Annotated in this window: 17 protein-coding genes, 1 tRNA gene and 1 pseudogene; 10 read left to right on the top strand and 9 right to left on the bottom strand. The window is 44.3% G+C overall.

All coding sequences use genetic code 11. The annotated features are described in order from the left end of the window. The first annotated feature begins 256 nt into the window (after positions 1-256). Positions 257-853 carry a recombinase family protein gene (locus ACK8P8_RS10875; RefSeq protein WP_369858932.1) on the top strand — a complete coding sequence of 199 codons (597 nt, stop codon included), beginning with the start codon at positions 257-259 and terminating at the stop codon, positions 851-853. 63 nt (positions 854-916) lie between these two features. Here ACK8P8_RS10875 and pruA read toward each other — a convergent pair whose 3' ends face one another. Then, positions 917-2,548, bottom strand: coding sequence for an L-glutamate gamma-semialdehyde dehydrogenase (gene pruA, locus ACK8P8_RS10870; protein ID WP_227216675.1), 1,632 nt, complete (start codon positions 2,546-2,548; stop codon positions 917-919). Positions 2,549-2,737: 189 nt separating this feature from the next. Here pruA and ACK8P8_RS10865 point away from each other — a divergent pair, with 189 nt between their 5' ends. Both ACK8P8_RS10865 and rlmB read left to right on the top strand, forming a co-directional pair. After that, positions 2,738-4,684, top strand: a complete 1,947-nt coding sequence (locus ACK8P8_RS10865) for an ABC-F family ATP-binding cassette domain-containing protein (protein WP_369858931.1) — start codon at positions 2,738-2,740, stop codon at positions 4,682-4,684. A 51-nt stretch (positions 4,685-4,735) separates the two neighbouring features. Beyond that, the gene (gene rlmB / locus ACK8P8_RS10860; RefSeq protein WP_227216673.1) at positions 4,736-5,476 is read left to right on the top strand and encodes a 23S rRNA (guanosine(2251)-2'-O)-methyltransferase RlmB; all 741 of its coding nucleotides are present in this window, start codon (positions 4,736-4,738) and stop codon (positions 5,474-5,476) included. A 4-nt stretch (positions 5,477-5,480) separates the two neighbouring features. Here the strand turns inward: rlmB and ACK8P8_RS10855 are convergent, their stop codons facing one another. Then, positions 5,481-8,216 carry a putative LPS assembly protein LptD gene (locus tag ACK8P8_RS10855; protein WP_369858930.1) on the bottom strand — a complete coding sequence of 912 codons (2,736 nt, stop codon included), beginning with the start codon at positions 8,214-8,216 and terminating at the stop codon, positions 5,481-5,483. A 116-nt stretch (positions 8,217-8,332) separates the two neighbouring features. Between ACK8P8_RS10855 and ACK8P8_RS10850 the strand changes: the two genes are divergently transcribed. The 5 genes from ACK8P8_RS10850 (at position 8,333) to ACK8P8_RS10830 (ending at position 13,294) form a co-directional block, all read left to right on the top strand. Continuing rightward, entirely contained in the window at positions 8,333-9,487 is a 1,155-nt protein-coding gene (locus ACK8P8_RS10850; RefSeq protein ID WP_369858929.1) for an N-acetylmuramoyl-L-alanine amidase family protein, read from the top strand. Positions 9,488-9,504: 17 nt separating this feature from the next. Then, positions 9,505-10,692 carry an MlaD family protein gene (locus tag ACK8P8_RS10845; protein ID WP_369858928.1) on the top strand — a complete coding sequence of 396 codons (1,188 nt, stop codon included), beginning with the start codon at positions 9,505-9,507 and terminating at the stop codon, positions 10,690-10,692. A 375-nt stretch (positions 10,693-11,067) separates the two neighbouring features. Further along, on the top strand, positions 11,068-12,495 hold the full coding sequence (gene dnaA, locus ACK8P8_RS10840; protein ID WP_099293894.1) for a chromosomal replication initiator protein DnaA: 1,428 nt from the start codon (positions 11,068-11,070) through the stop codon (positions 12,493-12,495). 6 nt (positions 12,496-12,501) lie between these two features. After that, a complete protein-coding gene (locus tag ACK8P8_RS10835; protein WP_227216669.1) occupies positions 12,502-13,101 on the top strand; it encodes an IMPACT family protein in 600 nt (199 codons plus the stop codon). Between the two features lie 120 nt (positions 13,102-13,221). Then, positions 13,222-13,294 (top strand) — tRNA-Lys (locus ACK8P8_RS10830). A 191-nt stretch (positions 13,295-13,485) separates the two neighbouring features. Here ACK8P8_RS10830 and ACK8P8_RS10825 read toward each other — a convergent pair. The 6 genes from ACK8P8_RS10825 to ACK8P8_RS10800 all read right to left on the bottom strand — a co-directional run bounded on the left by ACK8P8_RS10825 (position 13,486) and on the right by ACK8P8_RS10800 (position 22,004). After that, positions 13,486-15,825 carry a DUF4906 domain-containing protein gene (locus ACK8P8_RS10825; RefSeq protein WP_369858927.1) on the bottom strand — a complete coding sequence of 780 codons (2,340 nt, stop codon included), beginning with the start codon at positions 15,823-15,825 and terminating at the stop codon, positions 13,486-13,488. Between the two features lie 46 nt (positions 15,826-15,871). Further along, the gene (locus ACK8P8_RS10820; RefSeq protein ID WP_369858926.1) at positions 15,872-17,014 is read right to left on the bottom strand and encodes a hypothetical protein; all 1,143 of its coding nucleotides are present in this window, start codon (positions 17,012-17,014) and stop codon (positions 15,872-15,874) included. Between the two features lie 14 nt (positions 17,015-17,028). Then, positions 17,029-18,063: a FimB/Mfa2 family fimbrial subunit gene (locus ACK8P8_RS10815; RefSeq protein WP_369858925.1), complete on the bottom strand. Its 1,035-nt coding sequence runs from the start codon at positions 18,061-18,063 to the stop codon at positions 17,029-17,031. A gap of 109 nt (positions 18,064-18,172) precedes the next feature. Further along, positions 18,173-19,909: an Mfa1 family fimbria major subunit gene (locus tag ACK8P8_RS10810; protein ID WP_369858924.1), complete on the bottom strand. Its 1,737-nt coding sequence runs from the start codon at positions 19,907-19,909 to the stop codon at positions 18,173-18,175. Positions 19,910-19,956: 47 nt separating this feature from the next. Further along, positions 19,957-21,393 (bottom strand): DUF3868 domain-containing protein, encoded by a 1,437-nt coding sequence (locus tag ACK8P8_RS10805; RefSeq protein WP_227216664.1) that lies wholly within the window; start codon positions 21,391-21,393, stop codon positions 19,957-19,959. A gap of 11 nt (positions 21,394-21,404) precedes the next feature. Next, entirely contained in the window at positions 21,405-22,004 is a 600-nt protein-coding gene (locus ACK8P8_RS10800) for a DUF3575 domain-containing protein (RefSeq protein WP_369858923.1), read from the bottom strand. 412 nt (positions 22,005-22,416) lie between these two features. Here ACK8P8_RS10800 and ACK8P8_RS10795 point away from each other — a divergent pair, with 412 nt between their 5' ends. Then, positions 22,417-23,589, top strand: a complete 1,173-nt coding sequence (locus ACK8P8_RS10795; protein ID WP_317198049.1) for a helix-turn-helix domain-containing protein — start codon at positions 22,417-22,419, stop codon at positions 23,587-23,589. 13 nt (positions 23,590-23,602) lie between these two features. Next, positions 23,603-24,721 carry a helix-turn-helix domain-containing protein gene (locus tag ACK8P8_RS10790; RefSeq protein WP_369858922.1) on the top strand — a complete coding sequence of 373 codons (1,119 nt, stop codon included), beginning with the start codon at positions 23,603-23,605 and terminating at the stop codon, positions 24,719-24,721. 7 nt (positions 24,722-24,728) lie between these two features. On the opposite strand, the pseudogene ACK8P8_RS10785 reads toward ACK8P8_RS10790, so the two are convergent. Next, positions 24,729-25,187: pseudogene (locus ACK8P8_RS10785) on the bottom strand (arginase family protein); the annotation flags it as partial.

The following is a 25,187-nucleotide window of genomic DNA, read 5'->3' as shown; positions in this document are numbered from 1 at the left end:
CGTTCGTTTAATTGGACACCCATTTTAGCGTGGATAACAGGTATTTTAGCTATTTGAATTTACAATCTAACGACTTATACGTAATATTTTTAGTAACGATTGACTCAGTTTTTTTAAAAATTGGTATATTTGTCTGTGCAAATGAACGTTTTTATTGACAACTGTATTGCTGTGTATTTGATGATTATGACTTTGTAGTTATAAAATTGCGACCCTTTGTCTGAAGGTTCATATTTTATTTTTTAAAGTTTTGATTATGATAATAGGTTATTTGCGGGTCAGCACGGGGAAGCAACATATTGAAAACCAAAAAGAAGAAATTCAGAAATTCGCGGCCCGAAGGAATTTGAAAATTGATAAATGGGTAACAGAAGTTGTTAGCGGTAAAAAGAATGAACACGATCGTAAGCTTGGAAAACTATTGAAAAGTTTAAGGAAGGGAGATGTGTTAATTGTGACGGAATTGTCCCGTCTAAGTAGGACTTTGTTGAATATCATGTCTATCCTGCACCGTTGTTTGGAAAAGGAGATTATCATTTATAGTACGAAAGATGGCTACGCTTTTGATAATAGTATAAACAGCAAGGTGCTGGCATTTGCGTTTGCGCTGGTGGCAGAGATAGAGCATAACTTGATTTCTATGAGAACGAAAGAAGCGCTGGCGCATCGGAAGTCGGAAGGTGTTCGCTTGGGACGTCCCCTTGGGGCTATAAAACAGCAGGTTATATTGGAGAACAAAGAAGAGATACATCGCTTGTTGAAGAGTGGAGTTTCGGTTTCGGCTGTCTGCCGGATGTATAACGTATCGCGGGAAACATTCTATACCGTGAATCGGAAACATCCATTGATATAATAAAAAGGCTGCCAAAAAAGTGAATTGGCAACCTCGTTTTGTTTTACAAACGTGTAAACTTTATTACTCTTCCAAGAAGTTAGGATACATATAATTTGTAGCCGGTACAAATGTTTCTTTAATCGCTTGCGGGGAAACCCAACGCAGTAAATTAAAGATTGTACCTGCTTTATCGTTTGTTCCGGATGCACGTCCGCCACCGAAGGGTTGTTGGTCAACAACCGCACCTGTCGGTTTGTCGTTGATGTAAAAGTTCCCGGCGGTATGTGTCAGACGCTCTGTCATTCGCTCGATATTAGTCCGGTCTTTTGAGAAAATTGCTCCGGTAAGAGCGTAAGTGGAAGTTTTATCCAGAATATCCAGTGTTTCATCCACTTGTTCCGGATCGTAAACATATGTCGTGAGAATCGGGCCGAACAGTTCCTCGCGCATAGTGATATAATCCGGTTTAAACGCTTGGATTACGGTCGGTTGTATGAAATATCCCGCGCTCATATCATAATGACCGCCGGCAATAACTTCGGCATCAGACGATTTGTTCGCTTCGTCAATAGCGTTGGCTAATTTAACGAAAGAAGCCTCGTCAATAACAGCATTCACGAAATTCGTGAAATCTTCGACACCGCCTACTTTGATAGCAGCCAAGTCTTTTTGCACGTAGCTTTCGACTTCCGGCCAGATATTTGAAGGTATGTATGCACGCGAAGCGGCAGAACATTTTTGTCCTTGATACTCGAAGGCTCCCCGTACGATAGCGGTAGCTACTTCTCTCGGGCAAGCTGTCGGGTCAGCGAAGATATAATCTTTACCTCCGGTTTCACCAACGATTCTCGGGTAACTCCGGTATTTGTCGATATTCTTCACGATGGTAGCCCAAATGTCGTTGAATACTTGGGTGGAACCGGTGAAATGAATACCTGCAAATTCTCTATGTGAGAATATCACTTCGGAAGCCGTAGGCCCGGAACAGTACACCAGATTGATTACACCGTCGGGTAAGCCTGCTTCTTTCAGGATTTCCATGATCAAGTGAGCGGAATAAACCGCGGTCTTCGAGGGTTTCCACACGCAAACATTACCCATAAGAGCAGGTGCTCCCGGAAGGTTTCCGGCGATAGAGGTAAAGTTGAACGGGGTTAATGCAAAGATAAATCCTTCCAACGGACGCCAAACCGTACGATTCCAGATCCCGGGGGCAGAATTCGGTTGCATGTGATATATTTCATACATATTCTTCACGTTGAAACGGAAGAAGTCGGCTAACTCGGCGACAGCATCAATCTCGGCTTGAAAAGCATTCTTGGATTGTCCTAACATAGTCACTGCGTTCATTCGTTGACGGTAGGGACCCGATAACAAGTCGGCAGCTTTCAAGAAAATTGCGGCACGGCTCTCCCAGCTCATTTTTTCCCATTCCGGTTTTGCCTTTAACGCAGCGTCAATAGCCATTTGCACGTGGCTCGCGTCACCTTGGTGGTAGTGTCCCAGCAAATGATGGTGATCGTGCGGCGGACGGATATCCATTAATTTATCGGTGCGGACTTCTTTGCCCCCGATGATCATTGGAATATCCACAACTGTAGCACGCAAAGCATTAAGTTGTGACTTCAACTCTTTTCTTTCCGGAGAACCCGGCGCGTAGCTCTTGATGGGTTCATTGGTAATGTTAGGTAATTTGAATACTCCTTTGGACATATTTTATTCTTTTTTGTAGTTAGTATTTTTCAAGATTTCCCAAATATACAAAAATATTTTAAGGATAAAACATGACATATGTTAGTTTTCGCATTTTTAAATGTAAATTTAGTTGTTTCGTGCAACAAAATAAGTTTCGTATATTTGCATCCGTTAAATACGGAAGGTTTCAATTTTCAAGTTATTGTAATGATTTCAATTAATAATGTAAGTGTTTTATTCGGAGATTACGCATTGTTGGATTCCATCTCGTTTCTGGTAAACAAAAGGGACAGAATAGGTCTGACCGGACGTAACGGGGCGGGCAAGTCTACTTTGTTGAAAATTCTTGCCGGGGTGCAGGAACCGTCCGAAGGAAGTGTGTCGATGCCCTCCGGTTTGAAGGTCGGTTATTTGCCCCAGACGAAAGTGTACGCGGAAGGGAAAACCGTGCGGGAAGAGGCGGGGACGGCTTTCAATGACGTGTTGGGATTGCAACGGGAAGTGGAGAGATTGCATGCCGAATTGGCGGAAAGGACAGATTACGAATCCGACAGTTACATGTCTTTAATTGATAAATTGAACGAGAAAACCGAGATGTTGCATATGCGGGGAGCCGATAATATGAACGGAGAGGTTGAGGTCGTGTTGAAAGGATTGGGATTTCGTCAAGAAGATATGGATCGTCGTTGTGAAGAATTCAGTGGCGGGTGGCGTATGCGTATCGAGTTGGCGAAGATATTATTGGCACGTCCGGATGTCTTTTTATTGGACGAGCCGACGAACCACTTGGATATAGAATCCATTTCATGGTTGGAATCATTCTTGCAGGGATACCCGGGGGCGGTAGTGCTTGTTTCGCACGACCGGGCTTTTTTGGATAATATCACGAGCCGTACTGTCGAAATATCTTTGAGTAAGATATACGATTATAAAGTATCTTACACGAAATTTACCGAATTGCGCAAGGAGCGGATCGAGCAGCAATTGCGTGCTTACGAGAATCAACAGAAACAGATTAAAGATACGGAAGACTTTATAGAGCGTTTCCGCTACAAGGCGACGAAAGCGGTACAAGTGCAATCGCGCATCAAACAACTGGAAAAGATAGAGCGGATTGAAGTGGAACAGGAGGATTCTGCGCGAATTAACGTGCGTTTCCAACCGGCTGTACGTTCGGGTGATGTGGTGGTGAGCGGTCGTGATTTGACGAAAGCTTATGGCAATCACGTGGTATTGCGGGAAGTGAATTTGGACGTGTTGAGAGGGGAGAAAGTGGCTTTCGTGGGAAGGAACGGAGAAGGAAAAACCACTTTAGTGAAAATGATAATGGATCATATCCCTTATGAGGGGACGCTAAAGATTGGGTATAACGTGAATATCGGGTACTTCGCTCAAAATCAGGCGGATTTGCTTGATCCCTCGTTAAGTGTACTCGACACTGTGGATCAAGTGGCAGTCGGGGATATACGGAAAAAGATACGGGATATTCTGGGGGCTTTTTTATTCTCGGGAGAGGATGTTGACAAGAAAGTGAAAGTGCTTTCCGGGGGAGAACGAACCCGGCTTGCTATGGTACGCCTGCTGTTGGAACCCTACAATGTACTGATTCTCGACGAGCCGACGAACCATTTGGATATGCGCACGAAAGACATTTTGAAAGATGCCTTGAAGAAATTCGACGGTACCGTTATCGTCGTATCGCACGACCGTGATTTCTTGATCGGGTTGGCTGATAAAGTGTATGAATTCACGAATAAGAATATAAAGGAATATTTGGGTGGGGTGACTCACTTCTTGGAAGCGAAAAAGCTAGAGTGTTTCCGGGAGTATGAACAGATGCATCCCCGGAAAGTGCAGGTGGAAGAGAAGGTGGCAGAACAACCCGTTTCCGAGAATAAAGCTGCTTTCGAGGAACGTAAACAGTGGAATAAGGAAATCAAACGTTCGGAGGTGAAAATTGAAAAATCGGAGTTGGAGATTGCCGATTTGGAACAAGCGATAGTGGATGCCGAGGGAAAAATGGCAACAGGGACGATTAGCGATGAGCTACTGAAGACGTATGATGAAGCGAAAAAACGCTTGGAAGCGTGTATGAGAGAGTGGGAAGAAGAGAACGAACGCTTGGAGATGCTGAAATCGAAGGTCGGGAATTAATCGGCAATCGTCAAATCACGAAATTATTAAATTGTAAATTGAATAGGTAAGATGGCAAAGTTTAAACAAGAATGTATTTTCGGAATCCGTGCCGTACAGGAGGCGATACAGGATGAAAAAGAGATTGATAAAGTAATGTTCAGACAAGGGATAAAGGGTGATTTATTCCAACAGTTGTTCGCGTTGGTGCGTGAACGTCAGATTCCGTTCCAGTATGTTCCGGAAGAAGTATTTAAACCGTTTGCCGGACGCAACCATCAAGGGGTGTTGGCTGAGGTTTCCCCGATACCTTATCAAGATATCGATGAGGTAATCGGTAGCGTGGTTGCGGCAGGAAAGACCCCGTTCGTTTTGGTGTTGGACAGAATCACGGACGTGCGCAATTTGGGCGGAATTGCTCGTACGGCGGAATGTGCCGGGGTGGATGCGATTCTGATTCCCAACAAAAATTCAGCGAAAATATCATCCGATGCCATCAAGACATCAGCGGGAGCGTTGTATCATTTACCGGTGTGTCGGGAGAAGAACCTGAAGAAAACAATCCGGGAATTGAAACGGAGGGGATTGACCGTGTTTGCCGCCACAGAGAAAGCCGATAAGTTCTACACCGAGGCAAACATGAAAGACGGATGCCTGCTTATCATGGGATCGGAGGATACCGGTATAGATGAAGAGTTGTTGGCTTTGGCGGACGAACGTATCAAGATACCCCAACTCGGTAAAATCGAATCGCTGAATGTTTCCGCTGCCGCGGCTATATTGATGTACGAAGCCGTACGACAGAGGTCGTAATTTATTATCGATTGTATAACCTTGAGTCGGTAAAGGATTCCCGTTTGGTCAGTTTCAAGTCTCTCAACATGGAAGAACGCACGTGTATCTCGAAGTTGTAGGACTGGTGCTGACCGAATGGCATACAATTGAATACCATTTCCCAACAATGCAAGTCCCGCGTGATACTGAAACTTGTTGAGGTAACTTCATTGGCTTTGAAATCATATCCCGATTGGAAAGATATTTTCCATTTCGGTGTCAACGAGAGATCTCCGTTGATACTTAAAATTTGTCGAATATCTCCTTTTCCCTTGGGGGAGGCCGAAGAGTAAGTTTTGGTATAATTCAGGTTGTACCCCAGACTCAGGTTCCAAGGAACATCAAAATCCATATAGTCATCGTAATAACCGCCCACCATTTCGTTTTTCTTCTCTTTGTTTTTACCGTTGTCACCCGATAGACTAAAGTTACTGGATATGGTAGCGTTTGTCAATCGCCCGATTCCACCGTGGTATTTATTGATTTTACGTCCGTTCCCATCGACAGCGTAAGGATCCAACGTTCCGGAGAAGTTCAAATCGACCTTATTGTTGAATACTTTGGTACGGGCGCTTAAACCGATAGTGGAAAATCTCATGCTATCCGCGAAAGGATTGTAAGAAACCCTTATCTGGAAACTCTCCAGTAGTTTTACTTTTTTGAATTGCTCATCCCCGGTCGTGTCATTATCGTTACGGACTTTCATCTCGACATTGTTGTCCAAGCTGAAACTGATGCTTCCCGATTGTGTGCCGATAGTCGTCTTCGGGGTATAAGGCAATCCCTCGTGAATAGCGTATTCGACGTATTTTTCCCCGTCAAAATATTCCTTCGTGTATTTGCCCAAAGGCTTTAACGCAGGCGTGTAGGACGCCGAGAAAGACGGGCGTATCATGTGACGGATAGCGGCAACCTTACTGCCCGGTTTGAACAAGAACATACCGTAAATGGTCGGCGTGTAGCCAATGGAGGCACTTGCCGAATAGTCATGCGAATAGTTCATACCCGGTATGACTCTTTTGACAACTTGTCCCCCGGCACGGCTGGTATCCGGTATCCATATTTTCTCGAAAGTCTTCGTGTTGAGGTACCCGTTATAGTTTAGAGAAGGGGTAAATGTCACGTCTTTCGCTATTTTGAAAGACAAGCTCAGCGGGATATTGTGCTTGAATCCGTTATCCCAATCTCTTTCAAAAGACGATTTGAACAGTTTGTTTTCTTTTGTCTGGATATTGTTTCTTAGCTCAGCCGAATAGGAGATACCGATATTGTCGTACCATTTCATTTCCCCCACCTTGTCTTTTTTACGGAAAGGATAGATTTGTGTCATGCGCAAGCTGATGTTTGGTAGCGTGAGGGAGATAGAGGTGTCCCGACTGTTCTGGCTGTGGCTGAGTGAGCCGCTTAAACTGAAAGGACTTTCCGGCCATTTCTTGCTCCAAGATATACTGGATTGCTTTCGTTGATTGGCAATATCATTTATATTGTTTCCGTTATAGTAATTATTGCTCGCGGAAGACATATCCACCGATGCCGAGAAAGAACTGTAAGGGTTGGCTTTACCGTCTTGCGAGTGAGTCCAACGGACAGACCAGTCGGAAGATTCCTGATAGTCGGGCAGACCTTTTTCGCTCACGTGGTTCTTACTCATCGTGGCGTTGAATTGCCCGTTGTATTTATATCTTTTTCTATACGTGGTGGCGTATTGCAATCCCCATGAACCGTTGGTATATATGTCCCCCGTGAGAGTCATATCAATATAGTCATTGATATAGAGGTAATATCCACCACCCCGCAGGTTGAAACCTCTCATTCGTTCCTCCCCATATGTCGGCATGATGATACCTGACGTCCCCTTGTTCGTGATCGGGAAGAAACCGAACGGGATAAACAAGGGCAGGGGAACATCTTCGAGTTCCAAGTAGGTGAAGCCCACGAAGATTCTTTTGTCTTTAATCATTTTCGCCCGGCTCATCCGAAGACGGAAGTGAGGATGGTCGTGATTGTCACACGTGGTATATGAACCGTGTACCACGCAATACACCGAGTCGCTCATTTTTTTCGTGGTTTGTCCCTGCACGTATCCTTCGCCTTCTTGCGTGATGATTTCTGTAATAAGTCCTTTTTTCGAATCAAAATTATATCTCAACTCTTTCCCCTCGAATTCTTGCGCCCCGTCTTTGAATTTCGGGGTTCCTGTAAGTTCTCCGACTGAATCGGGAACCCCGGTAGCGTATGCTTCTTTTTTTTCCATATCCAGTACGATATAATCAGCCTTCAGTTCGCTCGTGAGGTATTTCACGAACCCGTTACCGTACAAGTAAACTTTCTTGCCGTTGATGGAAAATTTCACGGAGTCGTCTGCGTTATAAGTGATTAAATCATTAAATAACGGTTTTGAAACCGTGGAGTCGTTCCGGATCGTGTCAATTGCCATACCTGTTGAATCATACACGATACGAATACTATCGCCCGGTTGCCCGGACGTGTCGCGGGCGAGGACGGGAAGTTTTTTAGGAGTCGGAATCGTGGTATCGAGATTGATGACAGGCCACTGATCTCTGACTTCTTTCGTGGTGTCACTGACAAATACATCAATTCCGTCTCCGAAAAGAAGCTCGGATGCAACACCGTTGGATGATAGTATTATCGGCAGGGCGATCATCGTTAAAATGATACATTTCTTAATAAAAAGCCCTGTATATAATCTAATTTGCAATTTAATATATTATTTTTGTGACTAATATTGCATGACGCATATAGCATTTTTGCTTTGCAAATGTAAGAAATAATGGTTGTTAATGGTCATGATTCTTTTTAAAAAGTTTTAAATACATGATAAATCAGTGCAGGTTTGTAGGTTTCTTGTTGGTTATCTTTCTGTTAGGGGGAATAAAAACTCTCGATGCTCAAGATAATTTGGGTAGAATTACTTGTATTTGTATTGACGCGGGACACGGGGGGAAAGACCCGGGTGCGATAAGCGGACGTTTGAGAGAGAAGGATATAACCTTGGCTGTTGCCTTGAAATTGGGGAAAATGATAAAGGATGCTTATCCGAATATCAAAATAGTGTATACCCGAACAAAAGACGTTGCGGTGGACTTGAGGGAACGGGGAAGAATAGCGAATAAAGCAAAAGCGCAGTTGTTCATTTCCATTCACGTGAACAAGTTTTCTAAGTCTACCGTGCGAGGGGTAGAAACTTACGTGTTGGGATTGCATAAATCGGAAGCGAGTTTTCAAGTCGCCATGAAAGAAAACGAGGCGATTCATTACGAGGAAGACTATTCGGTAAAGTACGACGGCTTTGATCCCAAGAAAGCAGAGTTCTACATCATGTTCAATTTTCTGAAGAACAGTCATTTGAAAAATAGTATGGAATTTGCGGCTCCCGTGCAGAATGAACTGGTGAAACGCACGAAAATGCCGGACCGGGAAGTACGGCAAGCCGGGTTTATCGTTTTGATGGATGTCGGGATGCCTGCCGTGTTAATAGAAACGGGTTTTATCTCGAACCCGCATGACCAGAAAATATTGACGTCGGAATCCGGGCAGACAAATTTGGCTCGTGCTGTTTTTTCGGGATTCCAATCGTATAAAAATAATGTGGAGCGGAATAGTGTCGTGATAAAGGTGGAAAACCCTGTCACTCAGTCTGAAGAAAAGAAAGTAACCGGAACGGAGAAGAAAAAAACGGAGAATGTTGTTGCTCCTCAAAATAAAAATGACTTATTTTACGCTGTTCAAGTAGCCTCGTCCAAGACAAGAATCAAGGATTTCGAGTATCTGAAGTTGAAAGAAAAGATAGAGGAGTTGAAAGGAGAAGAGCGTTACCGTTATTACGTTGGGAAAACTTCTACCTACGAAAAAGCGTTGGAAAACCAGAAGAGTACCCGAAAGGTGGTGAAAGACTGTTTTATCATTGCTATATATAAAGGTAAACAGATAACGGTCGCGGATGCAAGAAAAATAGAACAAAAGAAGTAAAGAATAAAATTATACTCATGAAACTAAAAAGAGAAGCCAAACTGGCATTAACTGCAATAGCTGCGGTGCTTATTTTAATCTGGGGAATCAATTTTCTGAAAGGCTCGTCATTATTTGAATCCAAAAGTATATTTTACGGGGTATATAATAGCGTGGAAGGATTGAAAGTATCCAGTGGTGTTGTGTACCGGGGATATCAGGTGGGGCAGGTCATCTCTATTCAGTTCACGGGTGAACGGTATGATAAAGTGTTGGTGAAGTTCTCCGTCAACAAGGGATTGGAGTTACCTTCCAATAGTTTGGCGATGATTCAGAGTGCCGATCTGATGGGTTCCAAGGTGGTGGATTTGATTCCGGGCGATTCTCCCGTTTTTGCCGTTAGCGGTGACACGTTGACTTCTAAAATAGAACAGGGATTGATGGAGCAGGTAAGTCGTCAAATGCTGCCTTTAAAGCAAAAAGCGGAACGTCTTCTGGGTTCTCTCGATTCCGTTATGGTTATTGTACAAGGCGTCTTCAATGAAGAAACCAAAAAGAATTTGAGTAATAGTTTTGCCAGTATAGATCGCACTTTACGGAATCTTGAAGGTGCTTCCGGTAATTTGGATACACTGATGCAGTCGGAATCTGCGCGTGTCAGCGAGATATTGCGGAATATAAATAGTATTACGGCCAATCTGTCGGATAACAATGAAGAAATATCCAATATACTGGGTAACTTCTCGGCGATCAGCGATTCCTTGCGTGGTGCCAGTTTGGGTGAGATGTTGACTAACGTCGATAATATACTTGCACATGTTGATACGATCTTTGCTAAAATAAACCGGGGAGAGGGAACGATTGGTGCTCTCGTGAATGATAATGACCTTTATTATAATCTGAATCAAGTGAGTGAAAATCTCAATCGTCTGTTAGTCGAATTCAGGTATAACCCAAGACGCTTCATTAACCTTTCCTTAATAGATTTTTCTTCCGGCAAGATCGGCTTGGATGAGTACGGAATAGTGATTTTCGAGTCGTCCGAACGTCTGAATATAAATTCGGAATTATATGTACAAAACTCTGGATTAAAGGAGATTAAGTATAAAGATAAGTATCTGTATATAATTGATAGTTTCAAGAAATTGAAAGCCGCGCAACGGAAATTAGATGATGTTATGAAACGTTACAAAGACGCTTATATAGTTAAAATTGACTTTATCTGAAAAATAGAATGATTCTAAATAATACATGTAAGGCATCTATTTTTATTAACATAAACCGAAACTTTTTAAAACTCTATTTTGATATTTCGAATCAATTTTTAGACCTAAGACTTAAAGCTTTATCTAGGAAAATCGCTCAAAATATTGTTACGTTTATGTTAAGATTGCAAAGGCAATTTTGTAATGCGGTCAATATGTAACAAATGAATTAATCTATTGAGTGTTAGTGTGTTGTGTCTAAAAGATTGATACCTAACCCGTAAGCCATTCTTGGTAAAAAGCAAGCAAAAGGCTCATTTTTTTTAGAGAAATATTTTTTCGAATTTAGCGTTCTATTTCATATAGGATGAATAGGGAATAAAACGATATATATAAATGAAAAGGGATTGTAAAAGTGTTTGGTCGGAATGTCTGGACCTAATTAAAGAACAAGTGGCGCCAAGAACATTTAAAACGTGGTTCTTGCCTATACGTGCTTTGAACTTTCAGCAGGACGTGTTGACAATTCAAGTTCCGAGTCAATACGTGTACGAGTGTCTGGAAGAACACTTTGTGGAGATTTTGCGGAAAGCTATTCGTACCGTGATCGGTCCGAAAGCTAAACTGGAATATTCTGTTGTGGTAGAGGAGAGTCACCCTCGTGACCCGATATCAGTGACGATGTCTTCCACGCACGTGAAGAAGGTTGAGCCAAGTACCGTTTATCTGAACGGTAAAACAGGAGATAATGCCCCGAAAAATCCTTTTGAGCGTAATAATAATCGTGTACAGATTGACCCGCAACTGAACCCTTCCTATACATTGGATAGTTATATAGAAGGTAGCTGCAACCGGTTGGCAAAATCTGCCGCGGTAGCTATTGCCCAGAATCCCGGTGGAACGGCTTTCAATCCTTTGTTGATATACGGGGGCTCCGGTTTGGGTAAAACGCATCTGGCACAGGCAATCGGTATGGAAGTAAAGCAAAACCACCCGAATAAGGTGGTGTTGTACGTGACAACCAATGTATTCCAGACGCAATTCACGGAAGCCGTGCGCAAGAACGAGATTAACGATTTCTTGCACTTCTATCAATTGATAGATGTGTTGATTCTGGACGATATTCACGAGTTGGCGGGGAAGACTGCCACGCAGAATACGTTTTTCCATATATTCAATCATTTGCATCAATCCGGTAAACAATTGATATTGACATCCGATCGTTCCCCGGCAGAATTGAGCGGATTGGAAGAGCGTTTGCTCTCTCGTTTCCGCTGGGGATTGTCGGCAGAGATAAAAGCCCCGGATTACGAAACGCGGGTAGCGATAGCCCGATACAAAGCCCGTAAAGACGGTATTGATTTCTCCGACGAGATATTGGAGTATATATGTAAATACGTGTGCACCAACGTGCGGGAATTGGAAGGAGCTATGATTTCTTTGTTAGCTCAAGCTACTTTTAATCATCGGGATTTGACGATAGATGTCGTTAAGGATATTTTGGGTAAAATGGTCAAAGACCAGAAAAAGGAACTGACCGTGGAATATATACAGGAAGTTGTTTGCCAACACTTCAATATGGCACCCGAACTGTTGCAGGAAAAAACACGCAAACGGGAAGTGGTGCAAGCCCGCCAGTTGGCGATGTATTTCAGCAAGAATTACACGAATGCCTCGTTGGCTTATATCGGGAAGCTGATAGGACGTAAAGATCACACGACGGTATTGTATGCCTGTAAGGCTGTCACCGACATGATGGAAACGGATCGTGCTTTCCGTGCCCAAGTGGAAGAGTTGCAAAAGAAACTCTATTGCGCGAATTAATTTCTCATGGAAGAGGATAAATATAGAACAGTAAACGCGATTGCCGAAGGCCTGTACAAGGAGAAAGGCAGTCGCTTTATTTCTTTTATTTACCCGGTGAAGACAGAGGAAGAGATTAAAGATATCCTGACAGAGATAAAAACCAAGTATTATGATGCCCGTCATCATTGTTATGCCTATTGTCTGGGGGCAAACCGGGAACGCTTTCGGGCGAATGACGACGGGGAGCCTTCCTCCACGGCAGGGAAACCCATTCTGGGACAAATCGTATCCAACGATCTTTCCAATGTTCTCGTGGTTGTCGTGCGTTATTTCGGGGGGATAAAACTCGGTGTATCCGGTTTGATTCAAGCGTACAGGGATGCCGCCGCCAATGCCATCCTCCATGCCGAGATTGTCGAACGCACGGTGGATGAAGAAATTCGTATCCGTTTCACCTACGTGGTGATGAATGACGTGATGAAAGTACTGAAAGAAGAAGAACCGGAAGTGCTATCCCGGAATTTCGAAATGGAGTGCGAAATGACTCTCTCTATCAGGCAGAAAGATATGCCCCGGTTGAAAGAACGCTTGTTGAAAATAGAGTCGCTCGCGATTGAAGAATAGTTCGTGAAAGCTTATCCGTGTTGTATCGCCATATTTTTTTTTCATAAAAAAGCCCCTTCTCTTTGGGAGTTTAAATAGAATTACTATCTTTGCATCCGCAATTGAGAAACACAATTGAAGGATTCAATAGCTCAGCTGGTAGAGCACAACACTTTTAATGTTGGGGTCCTGGGTTCGAGTCCCAGTTGGATCACCGAAGAGTCTGGAAATGACTACATTAAAAAGATAAAGCCTAAGAATTAGATTATTTTTAGGCTTTTTTTTATTTCCTTAAAGACCAAATAAGTCCTTGTTTAGTTCATGATTTCGATCAATGTCGATAGTGTCCTCTGCATAGGTGAATTCGGTGATAATGGGAAAATCTTCCAGCTCAAGTGTGCTGTTTCATTTCGAATCGCGCACGCATCGGATTGGTCCTGCTACTGATTTTACATAGTAGAAATAGAATTGATATTCGAATATATGGAACAGGCTATGATCCTTATGGATATGTAAAATATTCACTCGGTTATCTGTGTCCGTGGTTGCATTATGATAGTTTCCGCAACTATTTGAACGAATGCCTCCTCCATCACCTACACGTGTTCCCTGTACCGGAAAATAAGATGTCGGACCGTCTTTCCATTGCTGCATATACATATTCATTCCATATCCGTCTGGAAACTTGTTGTCATAATTGATATCACTCATAGATCCCGGATTGAGTCCTGTATTTGTAAATTCGAGCCACAATTCACCCGAGGCAACCCTCCAGCCCGTGGGGCAGGGGTCGAAAATGGATTTTTCCGTTCCGTAGTTATCGTATATGTGTACATTATTATTTTGATTAATCGTGTAGCCCTTCATTCCCTCGGAGGCTGGTTCCAGTCCACCCCAAAGTTTATTGTCGCTTTCTCCTACCGGACACCAGTCTCCATTATTGAAATAGCTACTCTTTGTTTGTACATAAGATTCACCTCGTTTCACCTCGTTTGTTCCACAGATGAAAACCGTGGGGTTGGCTATGGCGTGTCTGATGGCTCCGGTTAGGGTATTTCCAATCACCGAATGGAACAGCTTGTTTTCATCGATATCGGATGTCTTGTGCACTTCAAGCTGGTTGGAGCTGTCATAGTGTATATCTGTATGTTCGTCATTATAATCCTGATATGCATTTGTAATATTGCGTAAAGGAGGGAACGGATCTTTTCGTCCCCATTGATACAACATACCGAAAGCCTGCGTCATTTCATTCGGATACCGATAAAGACCATTTCCTGTACCTTTTTGATTCTCCGCCAGCGCACCGAGGTTGCATGGCATAACGGCATAGCCTTGAACGCGTGGCTTCTCGGGATATATGCCGTTCTTGTCCCAATCGTATGTGTAATAAGTAACGGCTTTGCCGAGATTGTCCGGTTCATGGTCAGTAACCCAGATGTGCCAAGACCATATAATGTTTCCCTTGCTATTGTAAGCACCGATCAAGGCATTCCCTTTCTTTTGTGTTCTAACATAGATTTTCTGATGAATGTCGCCTGTGTTCTCACCGAGTTGCACCAGCGTTCCATTCGTATTATCACCGATGCAGTCTTTGGTTTGCCAGATAATGCCGACACGGGCTATTTTCAGGTTCTCGTCATGAGGGCTTAAATAGTCTGCAAAATTGTATCCGCCTCCTGTCTCTACACGGTAATAGGGTTCAAAAGAGAGGAAACCGTTGGGTTTTACAACAAAACAATTGGACGATGGATTGTTTTGGCCTTTTTCTCCTGTGATAGTCAACGTTATGCGGTAAACTTGATTACGTTGTATATTAAAATTATTAAGTGAGTTTCCCCCGGGATAAGCTACATAGAGATATCTTTCGCCACCGATTTCGGTGGTTATATCCACCACAAGCGCGTTGGAGGGGGCGGCATCAGACTTGTTACCACCCTGAGTTTCTGTTTCCCCTTGCAGGTTTTCCGGGACATAGAAAACAGCCCATTCCTTATCTTCATTCTTTTCCAAGTCCGAAGCGGCAAAGGCTATGGAGCTGAATGTTGTTCCATCAGGGAATGGAACCGCATTCATCGGCTCTTCCTGTCCATCACCGGCCAGTGTCTCCACCCGGCAAATATTGGGAATTTGTCTTACGTTGACATTGTTCAGTTCCATTCCTGCCTTCAGCATTTCTACTTTTACTTTGAGTTTGGCATACATACGTGTAACCGGTACCGTGACCGTAATACCTGTCGTTATCTCTACCTCCTCGCTTGCTCCGGCCATTGGGATCGACACCTTGTCTATCGACCGAGCCGGGAAAGCGGTAGGCAAGGTTTGCTTTTTCAGTTGTTCCAATTTTTTGAACGTTTGCCATGAAGCATCCGTGCCATCGTTAGCCCAGTTGTCATAGCCCGTGTTGGTTACGACATATACGATGGATGGAACTCCTGCTTTCAGATATACGGGCAGGTCTTGCAACATAGTTTGGTCATTGATGGTGTAGTAACGAGGCTTTATCAACAGTTCTTGTGTTGTTGCGTCATATTGGAATACCCAGATGTTGTGTATCTCTTTTTCTTCCGAAGTCTCCTTTTCGGGAATGCTGCTTGGTATGGATGCCCTTGTATTTGCTTTTGTCCCAATGACAAATGCATTGACGGACAAATTCAATACAGCTTCCGTCAGTTCGCCCTCATCAAGGACTGTTCCGTTTGTTTCACTTGCCTCCGGTTGAAGTTCGTCTATGCAACTACCCATTGTGATGGTTGCTAATAAGAGTACGAGTAAGAAGTAATGTTTCATATCAGTCAAAAGTATATTCGTTGTCATAAGCATATTTCCATTCCTGCACGTTCACCGAGAGTCTGTTGTCGCGGACAGTGATAGTGAAACGGTAAAGGTTATTGCGGGTGACGTTGAAACGCTGGGCATTGTCGTTATTATCTGTCTTTCCACTCTCGTCGTATCTTGCGAAATAGACTTTGTGCGGTTCGTCCTCACCGGTCTGGGCATCGAGTCTTGCTTCAATGCACGAGTATTTGTCACCTGCGTCAATGTTTTGGTATTCGGGCAGGTAGGCAATCCATTTCTCGTATTTGTTTCCGTCAGTATCTATCCACCGGTTTGCGAAGTGAAAATTTTGTATTTTTTCTTCCGTGTCGTTGCTGTTCTCCACGAGGTGCAAGTCACTAACATAATCACTGTTCCACTCACCGCCGTGATCGTAGTCCTCTTGCGAGAAAACGTCTTTCGGGGCACAGTATCCCTTTTTATTATAGCGACGGATTTTCACCTCGCTGAATGATAAGTCGAAATGTTCGTCCGTTTTGAGTATCACCTCCACCTTTGCCATGGCACGGAGCAAGGTGACAGGCTCGGGTAGCAATGTGGCCTCTCCGGGCTTGAACTCTATATTATCGTATTCGTGGACACCATAGAAAGGAATTAGCCGTTTCGGTTCCAACTCGAAAGAAGAAAAACTATCGAATTGTCCCCATCCGGCATCACAGATGTCCGTGAGTAACGTTTCTCCGGTCTTCATCATATCATCGCCATATTGCGGCCAGTTGGCAAGTACGACCATCTTGAAGTTTTCGTGATTGGTCAAAGAGGCGGGAGCCTTGCCAAGCACGCTGTAATCCCGGTAATCGCTTCCTTCGGTCACCACGAAACCGGACGGTTCAAAACGGGCGATGAACTTATTGTCTGAAGTGAAGAAATAAATCCTGTAGTTGTTGTTCTCTATGTCTATATAGTTTTCATAGGTATTGCCGACCTCGTAGCCTTCAGTGGCCTTTGGGCTTCTTGCGGGTAATCTGAGGCCGATGCTGAGAGCTGTTTCTTTATCGGGTATATCGAAGGTTTCCGTGTCATGGCTACACGAGGTGTTCCACAACCCAAGAAACATCAGAGTTCCCGTGATGATATGTTGTGCCACATTTTTCATTTGCATTCCTCCTATTACAATTCGCTGTTTTGCAGTACTACTTTCCAAGAGTTGATATAAATGTAGGCATCAAGCCAACGATCACCTTCATCGAGGAAAAACATCATGTCGTACACGTCCTGCCTGTCGAGATACTCTTGATCGCCCATATCCCGGTTATAGAAACCTTTCACGAGCAAGGCATAATCGATAAGGGGAATGGAGAAAACTGTTTTTCCTGTTTCCTTGTTGGTCACGGTGAGCCGTTTTTCCTGTCCTTTCACTAGGCGCGGCACGGTCAGTTCAGCTATGGTCGCACTGAAAGCGGTACGAGGTGCGGTCTGTGTTTCTTCGGTCTGGGAGTCCATGCCCGCTTCCCCGGAGTCGGTATGCCATGCGTAGAAAGTCACCGGCTCGTCGGGCAGCAGCGTGTTGTCCCAATCCATGCTTCCGTTAGTGCCGGTGATAGTGAAAACGAACTTGTCTTTGTCCACGACTTCTCCCGAAAGGTGTTGTAATACCACTCGCACGTTGTTGGTGTTCTTCACTAGCGGTACGGTATAAGTGTACGTACCTTCGGTTTCACCGAACGTCTGTTCCGGCAGCCAGCCGTGGAACAAGCGATCGAGATCTTCGGTAACGAATGCCTTGTTCCCGGCATCGTGTTGCCTTTCAAGCGTGCAGGTCAGTTCTTTGCCGACGGTTGTTTCCGGTATCGAGAAAGAGCCTTTGTCGGTAGTACCACCCCAAACAAGCAGGTCGTATTTGCCCGGTTCTACATCTACAGTCATGACATAGCCATCGGTTGCAAGGGCTTCTCCTTGTTCTGTACGTTGCCAAACCACTCTGCCGTCGGCAGCGAGCAGGTAAAGTGTCACTACGTTCACCTCGTGGGCAAAAGCATCGGCAAACTTCATGTTGTAATCGTAACGGAACTTCACACGGTAGTTTACCGAGCAATCACCCTCACCGTCATAGATTAAGCTGTTGCAGGCGTATAGCATCGAAGCGCAAGCGATGGCTGCCATCAACTTGCAGCTTGTTTTTCTTATGTAAGACCGTATATCCATTTGACTTATGTTGTTTTATTCTCTCTATAAGCGCTTTTCTAAAACCATTCCATGCGGAGAAAAACCTCATGGAATGGTTGTTTGTAAGATAAGGATTACTTCAAGCAAATTAAAGTTCCACGTTTTGGCTGACAATTTTCCAAGAGAGGATATTGATTTTCGCACCAACGTAATAAGTGTCACCGTCCGGATCGCCGGGAACGATTCTTTCGTCTTCGTCAAAAATACCTTTACCAATCTTTTCCAAGTTGTCGATGGTAACTACATAGTGGTGATTGCGCACCACGCCGTATTTGGCTTCTGGAATAGTTCCGTTTGCCGCGATAGCGCCATTGTTGAGGTGTTCGATAGGAATATTGTAGTACATCAATCCGCCGTTGTAAGCAATGGCGCCCGCGGAAGCAGCAGCCAAATTATCGTTAAGACCGGTGATGCTTTGATTCGAGTAAGTGGTGCCGTCTTCTTCATATAACGGGGTTGCATTCTCATTCGTAAATACCACTTTCACTTTCCCGTCACCCACGTTCTCCAACTTCACATACTCTCTGCCAATTTGGGTATATTTAGTATTACCTTTATCATCTTTGCCGTCTTCATACCACACGTTCAGTTGGTTCTTCGTCTTCAGTATGTTAAGCACGTATTCGAGAAAAGAGTCTTGTTTGAAAAGCACACCGTTGTAACGTACGAGGTCTAGTGCATTGCCGCTTGCATCGCAAACCTTGGCTTTCAACAAGATGCTCGTGACGGCAGAAGGAAAGTTGGCGGTAACGATGGTATTCGTGTTGGTGTTCTCGGCGCAATAGGCAGGGGCTTCCAATTCGGTTAAGTCATTTTTCAAATCGACATAGTTCAGGTATTGGGAATTGGCAGGGATTCCTGCGGCATTTTCAGGATAGCCGGAAAAACCGTAGTTGAACGACTTGCTCCAATGGCTACGGTAGTCGGTCGGTCTGTTCCATGTAAAGCCCAAAGCATCATTCGTCCAAGTTACATCCATGTTCTTGACCATGTATGATTTCTTCGCCGTGGCATTCAATTTCCATCCGAGCAATTCCACGTAAAGGTCTTCCGAAGCGATATTACCGCTTCCGGCCGAGTTGTCTTCGCCTGCCACGGTGACTTTTATCGGGTAACGTCCGTTTGCATCCTTTGGGAGTTCTCCGGACACATTCAAGGTTACTTTGGCTGCCAGACGCTCCACGTAGACAGTCATTGCGTTAGTAATGACATTCACGTCCGTTACCGGTTCAAGAGAGAAATTTTCCTCTTTAACTTCCGTCACGAAATATTTTGCCCGATTAGCTTCGGTGTAACTCGTGGTACTCATCGTAAAGTAATTGGTCGTGACGTCATTGGTGGTTGTCGGGTAATAAATGCCTTCCGCATTATTGTCCGCGAGTGCCGTTTGCATTTCATCGAGCGTTTTCCCATACACGAAGTTATCCGGTTTGTTAAGCACCGTTACCATGTACTTGGGATACTCCTTTTTGTCCAGCCCTTGCAGCACAACAACATTGTTGCTCTTGAATTCAATGTTTTCGGCTGGGGTTGTCACTGAGGCGTTGCCATCCGTCCAAACATCGCCTTGCGTTACGAATACGCCGTCGGCATCATAAAAATAAAAGTAAACGTTTTTTACGGACTGTTCGTTTGTTCCGTATTCAAAGTCACCTTCTTGCGCCCTTGTAAGGGAGCTTGCATCGGCGAGGCGGATATTGATGTACGCTTTATCGCTTGTGAAAACATTCGGCGTTTCATTTAGAATGAGTTCCGATTCATCGTTCGAGCATGCACACAATGCAGTACACGCGAACAGACCTAAAAATAATTTATTCATCTTCATAATGTGTATAATTTGATTTTATTAATGATATATTTTCTTGTTCGTATTTAGTGTTTACCATTTTCAAGCTGTTCAAGCGTGGTGCAGGCTTGCTCTAGTCCTAGTGATTTCGCCTCATTCAAGTAACGTCGGGCATTGTCGTAATCCTTTTGCCGGATGGCCAGTGCACCTCGGGCATAAACAGCTTCGGGTGAATTGCCCGCCTTGGCAAGGTAGCGCTTTGCGCCTGTGAGGTCGTCACGGCGCATGGCGGCATTGGCGGCGTTCAGGTTGGCAATGGAGTCATCCGGGAACATGCGCACCGCTGTCTCGAACACCTCGGCGAACTCATCCGTACCGGGTTCATACTCCTGTGCGGCAAGGTAAAATTCGTTCAGGCTCAGTTTCTGCGGTCGTTCACGCATGATTCTTTTTATCTCCTCCACGTCGCTGTAACTGCGGATGGTATAGGATATGCGGTAGTCGGTGCGGCGCAACGCCGGATAACAATTCTGTAACAGGAAGCGGTATTCCGCCGGATAGTCATGTTTTATTTTCAGTTCTTTGGCATCCGGTTTCAAGTCGCTGTCTATCAAAGCTATGATTTCCGTGCGGTGTTCAAGGTTCGACCGTTCCACGTAGCGGCGCAATCCTGCCCAATCTTCCGGTTCGTGGTCGGTTATTATTACATCACCTTCAAACCGGTAGAGTTGCTGTATATGTTTCTTCAATGCGGCGGTACGTCCGATAGCCAACTCTTTATTATGCGCGTAAGGACTTTCGGGCGAAGCGTAACCTTTCAGCCATACCGAAGTGATGGTTATGTCTGCATCGCTTCGCACGGAGTCTATCGATGACTGTATTTTCTCAAGTTCGGCGGCGTTGTGTCGATAGTTCGGATAAATCACCGTTTGATCTACCGGAAAGTCGATGAATGCCGAGCCTTCGAGTGAATCCCGTTTTTCGATCAGCCCTTGCGGATGTGCATATACCAGTTCGGGGAAAAATGCCTCTGTGTGTCGTCCGAGCGTACCATTTTGCTCTGCCAACAAAGTGTGGCAACACCCGTAGTCGCTGCGGCGAAGCAATAGCACGCAGCCGTTCATCCATTCGGCGTATGGTACCATGTTATGATATTCGATGGTATTGGGCTTCTCCGAGACCTTGTAGCTCTTTTCATCCTTACCCGACAGCATACTCTCGCCGTTGCGTATATAGAAGTAGTAACGGCGTCTGCCGTAGATCCCTACCGATTGCAGGTCGAGCGAGTCGTTACCATTGACTAGCCATGGTGTAAGAAGCACAGCACGATTATTGTCCACGTCGAGTCCGGACAAATCCAAAAGCATATCTATGGTGATGTACTTGCCGTTACGTTCTATTCTAAGATTTTCCACGGAAACATCATCCACGATATCTTCTTTCCGCGTGTCGGTTCCGGTTTGCGCTTCCGTTACCACAACTATGCCCAAAAAGGCTGATAGGATACATAATGTCTTTTTCATTTTGCACACGATTAAAATACATAAACAAGATTAATAGCCGCTTTCGTCGGTCCCACGTAGTGGTGCGGCTTGTTCCTTTCTGTTCTTCTGCCGCACCCGGCACACTCGAAGCGGTCATAGCGTGTATAGGAATATCCAAAGCCAATTTCCGCCTCAAGATTCCAATGCCGTCCCAGTATCCACGTGTAACCATAAGCGATACCTGCACCGACGAACCAGCCCTGATAACGGGAATCCTTCAGTTTGCAGGCATCCGTGCCGAGGAAGTTGATTCTTCCGTCAAAACCTCCGATGTTATACTGTCCGCCATGAATATGAGCACCCACAAAGTGCCCCGAGAACCGGTCGCAGAACCAGTATCTGACTTCAGGTTGAACAGCCCAGTGTTTCCAGTGCCGGTCGTGCGAGAGCGTCCACGCGTTGAACTGTCCCGTAACGTCCAAAGTCCATTTAGGCGCGAATCCGACCTCTATTCCAAAATTCGGGTTCAGGAAAGCGTCCGCCAGAACATTACTCTTGACAGCCACGTTCTGGGCTTTGACACCCTGCGTTATACCGGCGATGGCAACTACCAGCAGAACAAACATTCGTTTTATAATTCCATAGTTCATACTTTATTGTTATAGTTAATAATTCCATTGCAAACTTTACTGTCTGTCCTTGTATTAGGCTTAAGAGGGCAGTTGCAGTTTCCTTGCTTTCTTTTTTATTCTACACAAAGAAACGATGCGTTTGTTGTCGCGTAATGCCAAAACGTATAAATCATTATTGGTAAAATCGTAATGTTCATTATATGCAAACTGCAATTTTGTAACGGATATGTCAAATCATAAAAGTCAAACTCATTTTTTTAACGTACGGAATCATTATTAACAGTTATAATGCCTATAAGTACAGTAAATTAGATTATCTTTGTATATCACAATGCCGGAGTGTATATGGCTGTCTACCCAAGCAATTTTAGTCACCGGGAAAAACCGGCAGAAATATACATTCGAGAAGAATAATTTGAATTCGATTGACATGGGAGCATTTGTCACATATAGCAACTTGATAACCTATATTTTACCAATATTTTGTTCGGCCATATGTTCAGTCTTTACCTTATTACTGTTATTGAATTATCGTAATCTTGCCGAAAGGAAATTAAGGCGGGTAGTGAGTATTTATTGTATTCTGATAGCCGTATGGTGGTCATCCGTTTTGTGGCATGCTCTCTCTGGCGATTCGATATTCCTTCCGGTCGATATTCCTTTTGCCCTGTCATATATCTACATTCCCGTATTGTTCTATAACATTGTTTATTACTTGACCTATTTAGAGGACAAAAGAAATTTTCCCGTGCTGAATTACCTTTGGCCGGTACCCACGTTGGCAATAATCTTGATAGCGGCAGTCCGAGTATCGCCTCTCGGGGAAGAAATTTTTACCGGATTGTCATTGTTCGAGCGATATATGGAGTTTTTTATATTCAGCTCTTTACTGCGGTTTGTCATGGCGGTTGTCTATATCGTTCCGACCGTCCTGTTATTGTCGCGGTATTATAAACAGACTGTACTTCAAAAGACCGACACGGATCGAAAATATCTCAGTATAAAATCATCGCGTTGGCTCATCGTGTTTTTCATACTTTCCATCGCGATATTGCTGATCGCGTTTTTGCCTATGTTGGTCGGCACAAGCCAATGGCTTATTCGGCTGAATGCGTTATGCATTATGGCACAGGAAATATTGCTTGTATACCAAGTTATCCGTAGACAATATCTCTCTTACAAAACATTCGATTTGTTTCCGACCAACGAAAAGAAAACAGGAAACAACGGTTTAAGTGCCAAACAGCGCCTTGCGCCGGACAACGCACGCGGACAATTGAACAAGAGGGTATTCGAAAACTATTTGTCTCAACAAAAACCATATCTCGATCCTGATTTCAAACTGATTGATATGGCTGAGGTGATGGGGGTAAACCGTACTATCATGTCCAATTTTATCAATCAAACTTATGGCATGAATTTCAGGCGTTACTTGAACCAGTGGCGAATCAAGGAGTACCAGATTTTGATAGAGCAGCCTTCGAACGAACGTAAAAATCCGTATCAGGTAATGGTCATGGCGGGATTCAAAGACTCCAGACATTTTCAGCGTGCGATCCAATTGGAGAATACATATAAAGAACAATCTGACCAAGAACCATAAATAAATAGAAAGGATGAATCAAGATATCGGACGTGCAATAGTTTTTTCAATACCCGTGGTAAGCGCTGCGGTCAGCTTGATCATGATTTTGCTCGACGTAACCCGCTCTTCCAATACGGTCAACCGGAAGATACATTACAGCATACTCACTGTATACTGTCTGATCATGCTGTACTGGAGCGGACTGGTTATGCATTCCATTGCCCGTGACGCTTTCATAGCATACCTGCCTGTTTTCTTTTCCTCGTTCAGCTTTATTCCCATATTTTTGTACTTGATCACCTATATTATTACGGGAACAGGCGAACGGAAACGTTTCCCCGCGTATCATTTCATCCTTCCGTCGTGTTTGACCGTCACTATCTACGTGGTAGCCTTTATAGTGCCGTTCCGGCAACGATGGACAGCTATTTATGATAGCGATACAAGTTTGACAACCGCGATTATTGACATCACGTTTGTCGTCTGTATTGTGCTGAGCGTTTTATACTCCGGGTTGAGCTTGCTCCGCATAAAGTCGTATAAACGTCAGGTAACCGATTATTCCGCTGATATCTACCGGATGTCGTTGGATTGGTTGTCCTTTATTATCCTTTTTAGAGTCGTGCTGCAAACCTTGCCGATAGCCGGATTAATATTGGGCATCGAATTATTCAATAAGGTGGGGGGAATCTGGGCATTTACAACATTGCCGGCGGTCTTTACCCATATCGTGCTGTGCCTGAATATCCTTTCGGAGAATTACGTGATTATCGAACCTATTACTGCCAAAGAAAAGGAAATGACCGCCTCGGGAAATTATGCGCAACTGGGGCGGCAGCGGGTAGAGGAGTATTTGGAGAATAAGAAGCCTTATCTAAATCCGGAATTCAAAATAACCGACATGGCCAAAGACCTTATTTCCAACAGGACATATATATCGGCTTTCATCAACCGAGAATATGGCATGAATTTCAACCGTTTCGTCAATAATTACCGGCTGAAGGAAGTAGAAAGATTACAGTCGGAGGCCGTACAAAGAAAGCAAAAAATATCTTCGTTGGATATTGTTATCCATGCCGGGTTCAGTAATTACCGCAGTTATTTCCGGGCTAAGAAAATGGTGAAAAACGATGCCATTCCCATAGAATAAAATGTAGTTAGATTTTCAGTAACGGTAGCTGATTCAGCATATTTTTGATTTTGATCGCGATACGCGGCATGGGTTCTGCCACGGTAAGGCCGACCAAATCGTATTCGGCGGCGATATCGTTTATTACCCGGACGACTTCCTTTATTTTCATTCCGTTGGGTTCTACTCCCACGCCCGCGATGATTTCAGCGGGATCCAGTACATCCAGATCGAAGTGGACGACTACTTTAGATACTCCGCTTGCTTTCAGCCATGCCATGATCGCGAGGCTGTTATCTGCCACTTCACCGGGGGAGAGTCCTTTTATTCCCAGTTCCTTTTGCCGTTCCTGCATACCTTTATCCCATGAACGAACGCCGACGATCAACGCTTTCGAGGTGTCAAATTTACCGGGCAATGTACCGATGATTTCCTCGTCGCCCATTCCGAGGCAGGCCGTCAGCGCCATGGCGTGATAACCTTTGTA

Origin of the sequence: Butyricimonas muris, assembly GCF_046365375.1 — a bacterium.
Taxonomy (GTDB): domain Bacteria; phylum Bacteroidota; class Bacteroidia; order Bacteroidales; family Marinifilaceae; genus Butyricimonas; species Butyricimonas muris.
The sequence above is the reverse complement of the archived record's forward strand: the minus strand, read 5'-3'. Positions and strand labels throughout refer to the sequence as shown.

What these genes read in the sequence shown, in the direction of transcription:
- ACK8P8_RS10875 (WP_369858932.1), top strand. Translation starts at nt 257, where the DNA reads ATGATAATAGGTTATTTGCGGGTCAGCACGGGGAAGCAACATATTGAA.
- pruA (WP_227216675.1), bottom strand. Translation starts at nt 2,548, where the DNA reads ATGTCCAAAGGAGTATTCAAATTACCTAACATTACCAATGAACCCATC.
- ACK8P8_RS10865 (WP_369858931.1), top strand. Translation starts at nt 2,738, where the DNA reads ATGATTTCAATTAATAATGTAAGTGTTTTATTCGGAGATTACGCATTG.
- rlmB (WP_227216673.1), top strand. Translation starts at nt 4,736, where the DNA reads ATGGCAAAGTTTAAACAAGAATGTATTTTCGGAATCCGTGCCGTACAG.
- ACK8P8_RS10850 (WP_369858929.1), top strand. Translation starts at nt 8,333, where the DNA reads ATGATAAATCAGTGCAGGTTTGTAGGTTTCTTGTTGGTTATCTTTCTG.
- ACK8P8_RS10845 (WP_369858928.1), top strand. Translation starts at nt 9,505, where the DNA reads ATGAAACTAAAAAGAGAAGCCAAACTGGCATTAACTGCAATAGCTGCG.
- dnaA (WP_099293894.1), top strand. Translation starts at nt 11,068, where the DNA reads ATGAAAAGGGATTGTAAAAGTGTTTGGTCGGAATGTCTGGACCTAATT.
- ACK8P8_RS10835 (WP_227216669.1), top strand. Translation starts at nt 12,502, where the DNA reads ATGGAAGAGGATAAATATAGAACAGTAAACGCGATTGCCGAAGGCCTG.
- ACK8P8_RS10825 (WP_369858927.1), bottom strand. Translation starts at nt 15,825, where the DNA reads ATGGGTAGTTGCATAGACGAACTTCAACCGGAGGCAAGTGAAACAAAC.
- ACK8P8_RS10820 (WP_369858926.1), bottom strand. Translation starts at nt 17,014, where the DNA reads ATGAAAAATGTGGCACAACATATCATCACGGGAACTCTGATGTTTCTT.
- ACK8P8_RS10815 (WP_369858925.1), bottom strand. Translation starts at nt 18,063, where the DNA reads ATGGATATACGGTCTTACATAAGAAAAACAAGCTGCAAGTTGATGGCA.
- ACK8P8_RS10810 (WP_369858924.1), bottom strand. Translation starts at nt 19,909, where the DNA reads ATGAAGATGAATAAATTATTTTTAGGTCTGTTCGCGTGTACTGCATTG.
- ACK8P8_RS10805 (WP_227216664.1), bottom strand. Translation starts at nt 21,393, where the DNA reads ATGAAAAAGACATTATGTATCCTATCAGCCTTTTTGGGCATAGTTGTG.
- ACK8P8_RS10800 (WP_369858923.1), bottom strand. Translation starts at nt 22,004, where the DNA reads ATGAACTATGGAATTATAAAACGAATGTTTGTTCTGCTGGTAGTTGCC.
- ACK8P8_RS10795 (WP_317198049.1), top strand. Translation starts at nt 22,417, where the DNA reads ATGGGAGCATTTGTCACATATAGCAACTTGATAACCTATATTTTACCA.
- ACK8P8_RS10790 (WP_369858922.1), top strand. Translation starts at nt 23,603, where the DNA reads ATGAATCAAGATATCGGACGTGCAATAGTTTTTTCAATACCCGTGGTA.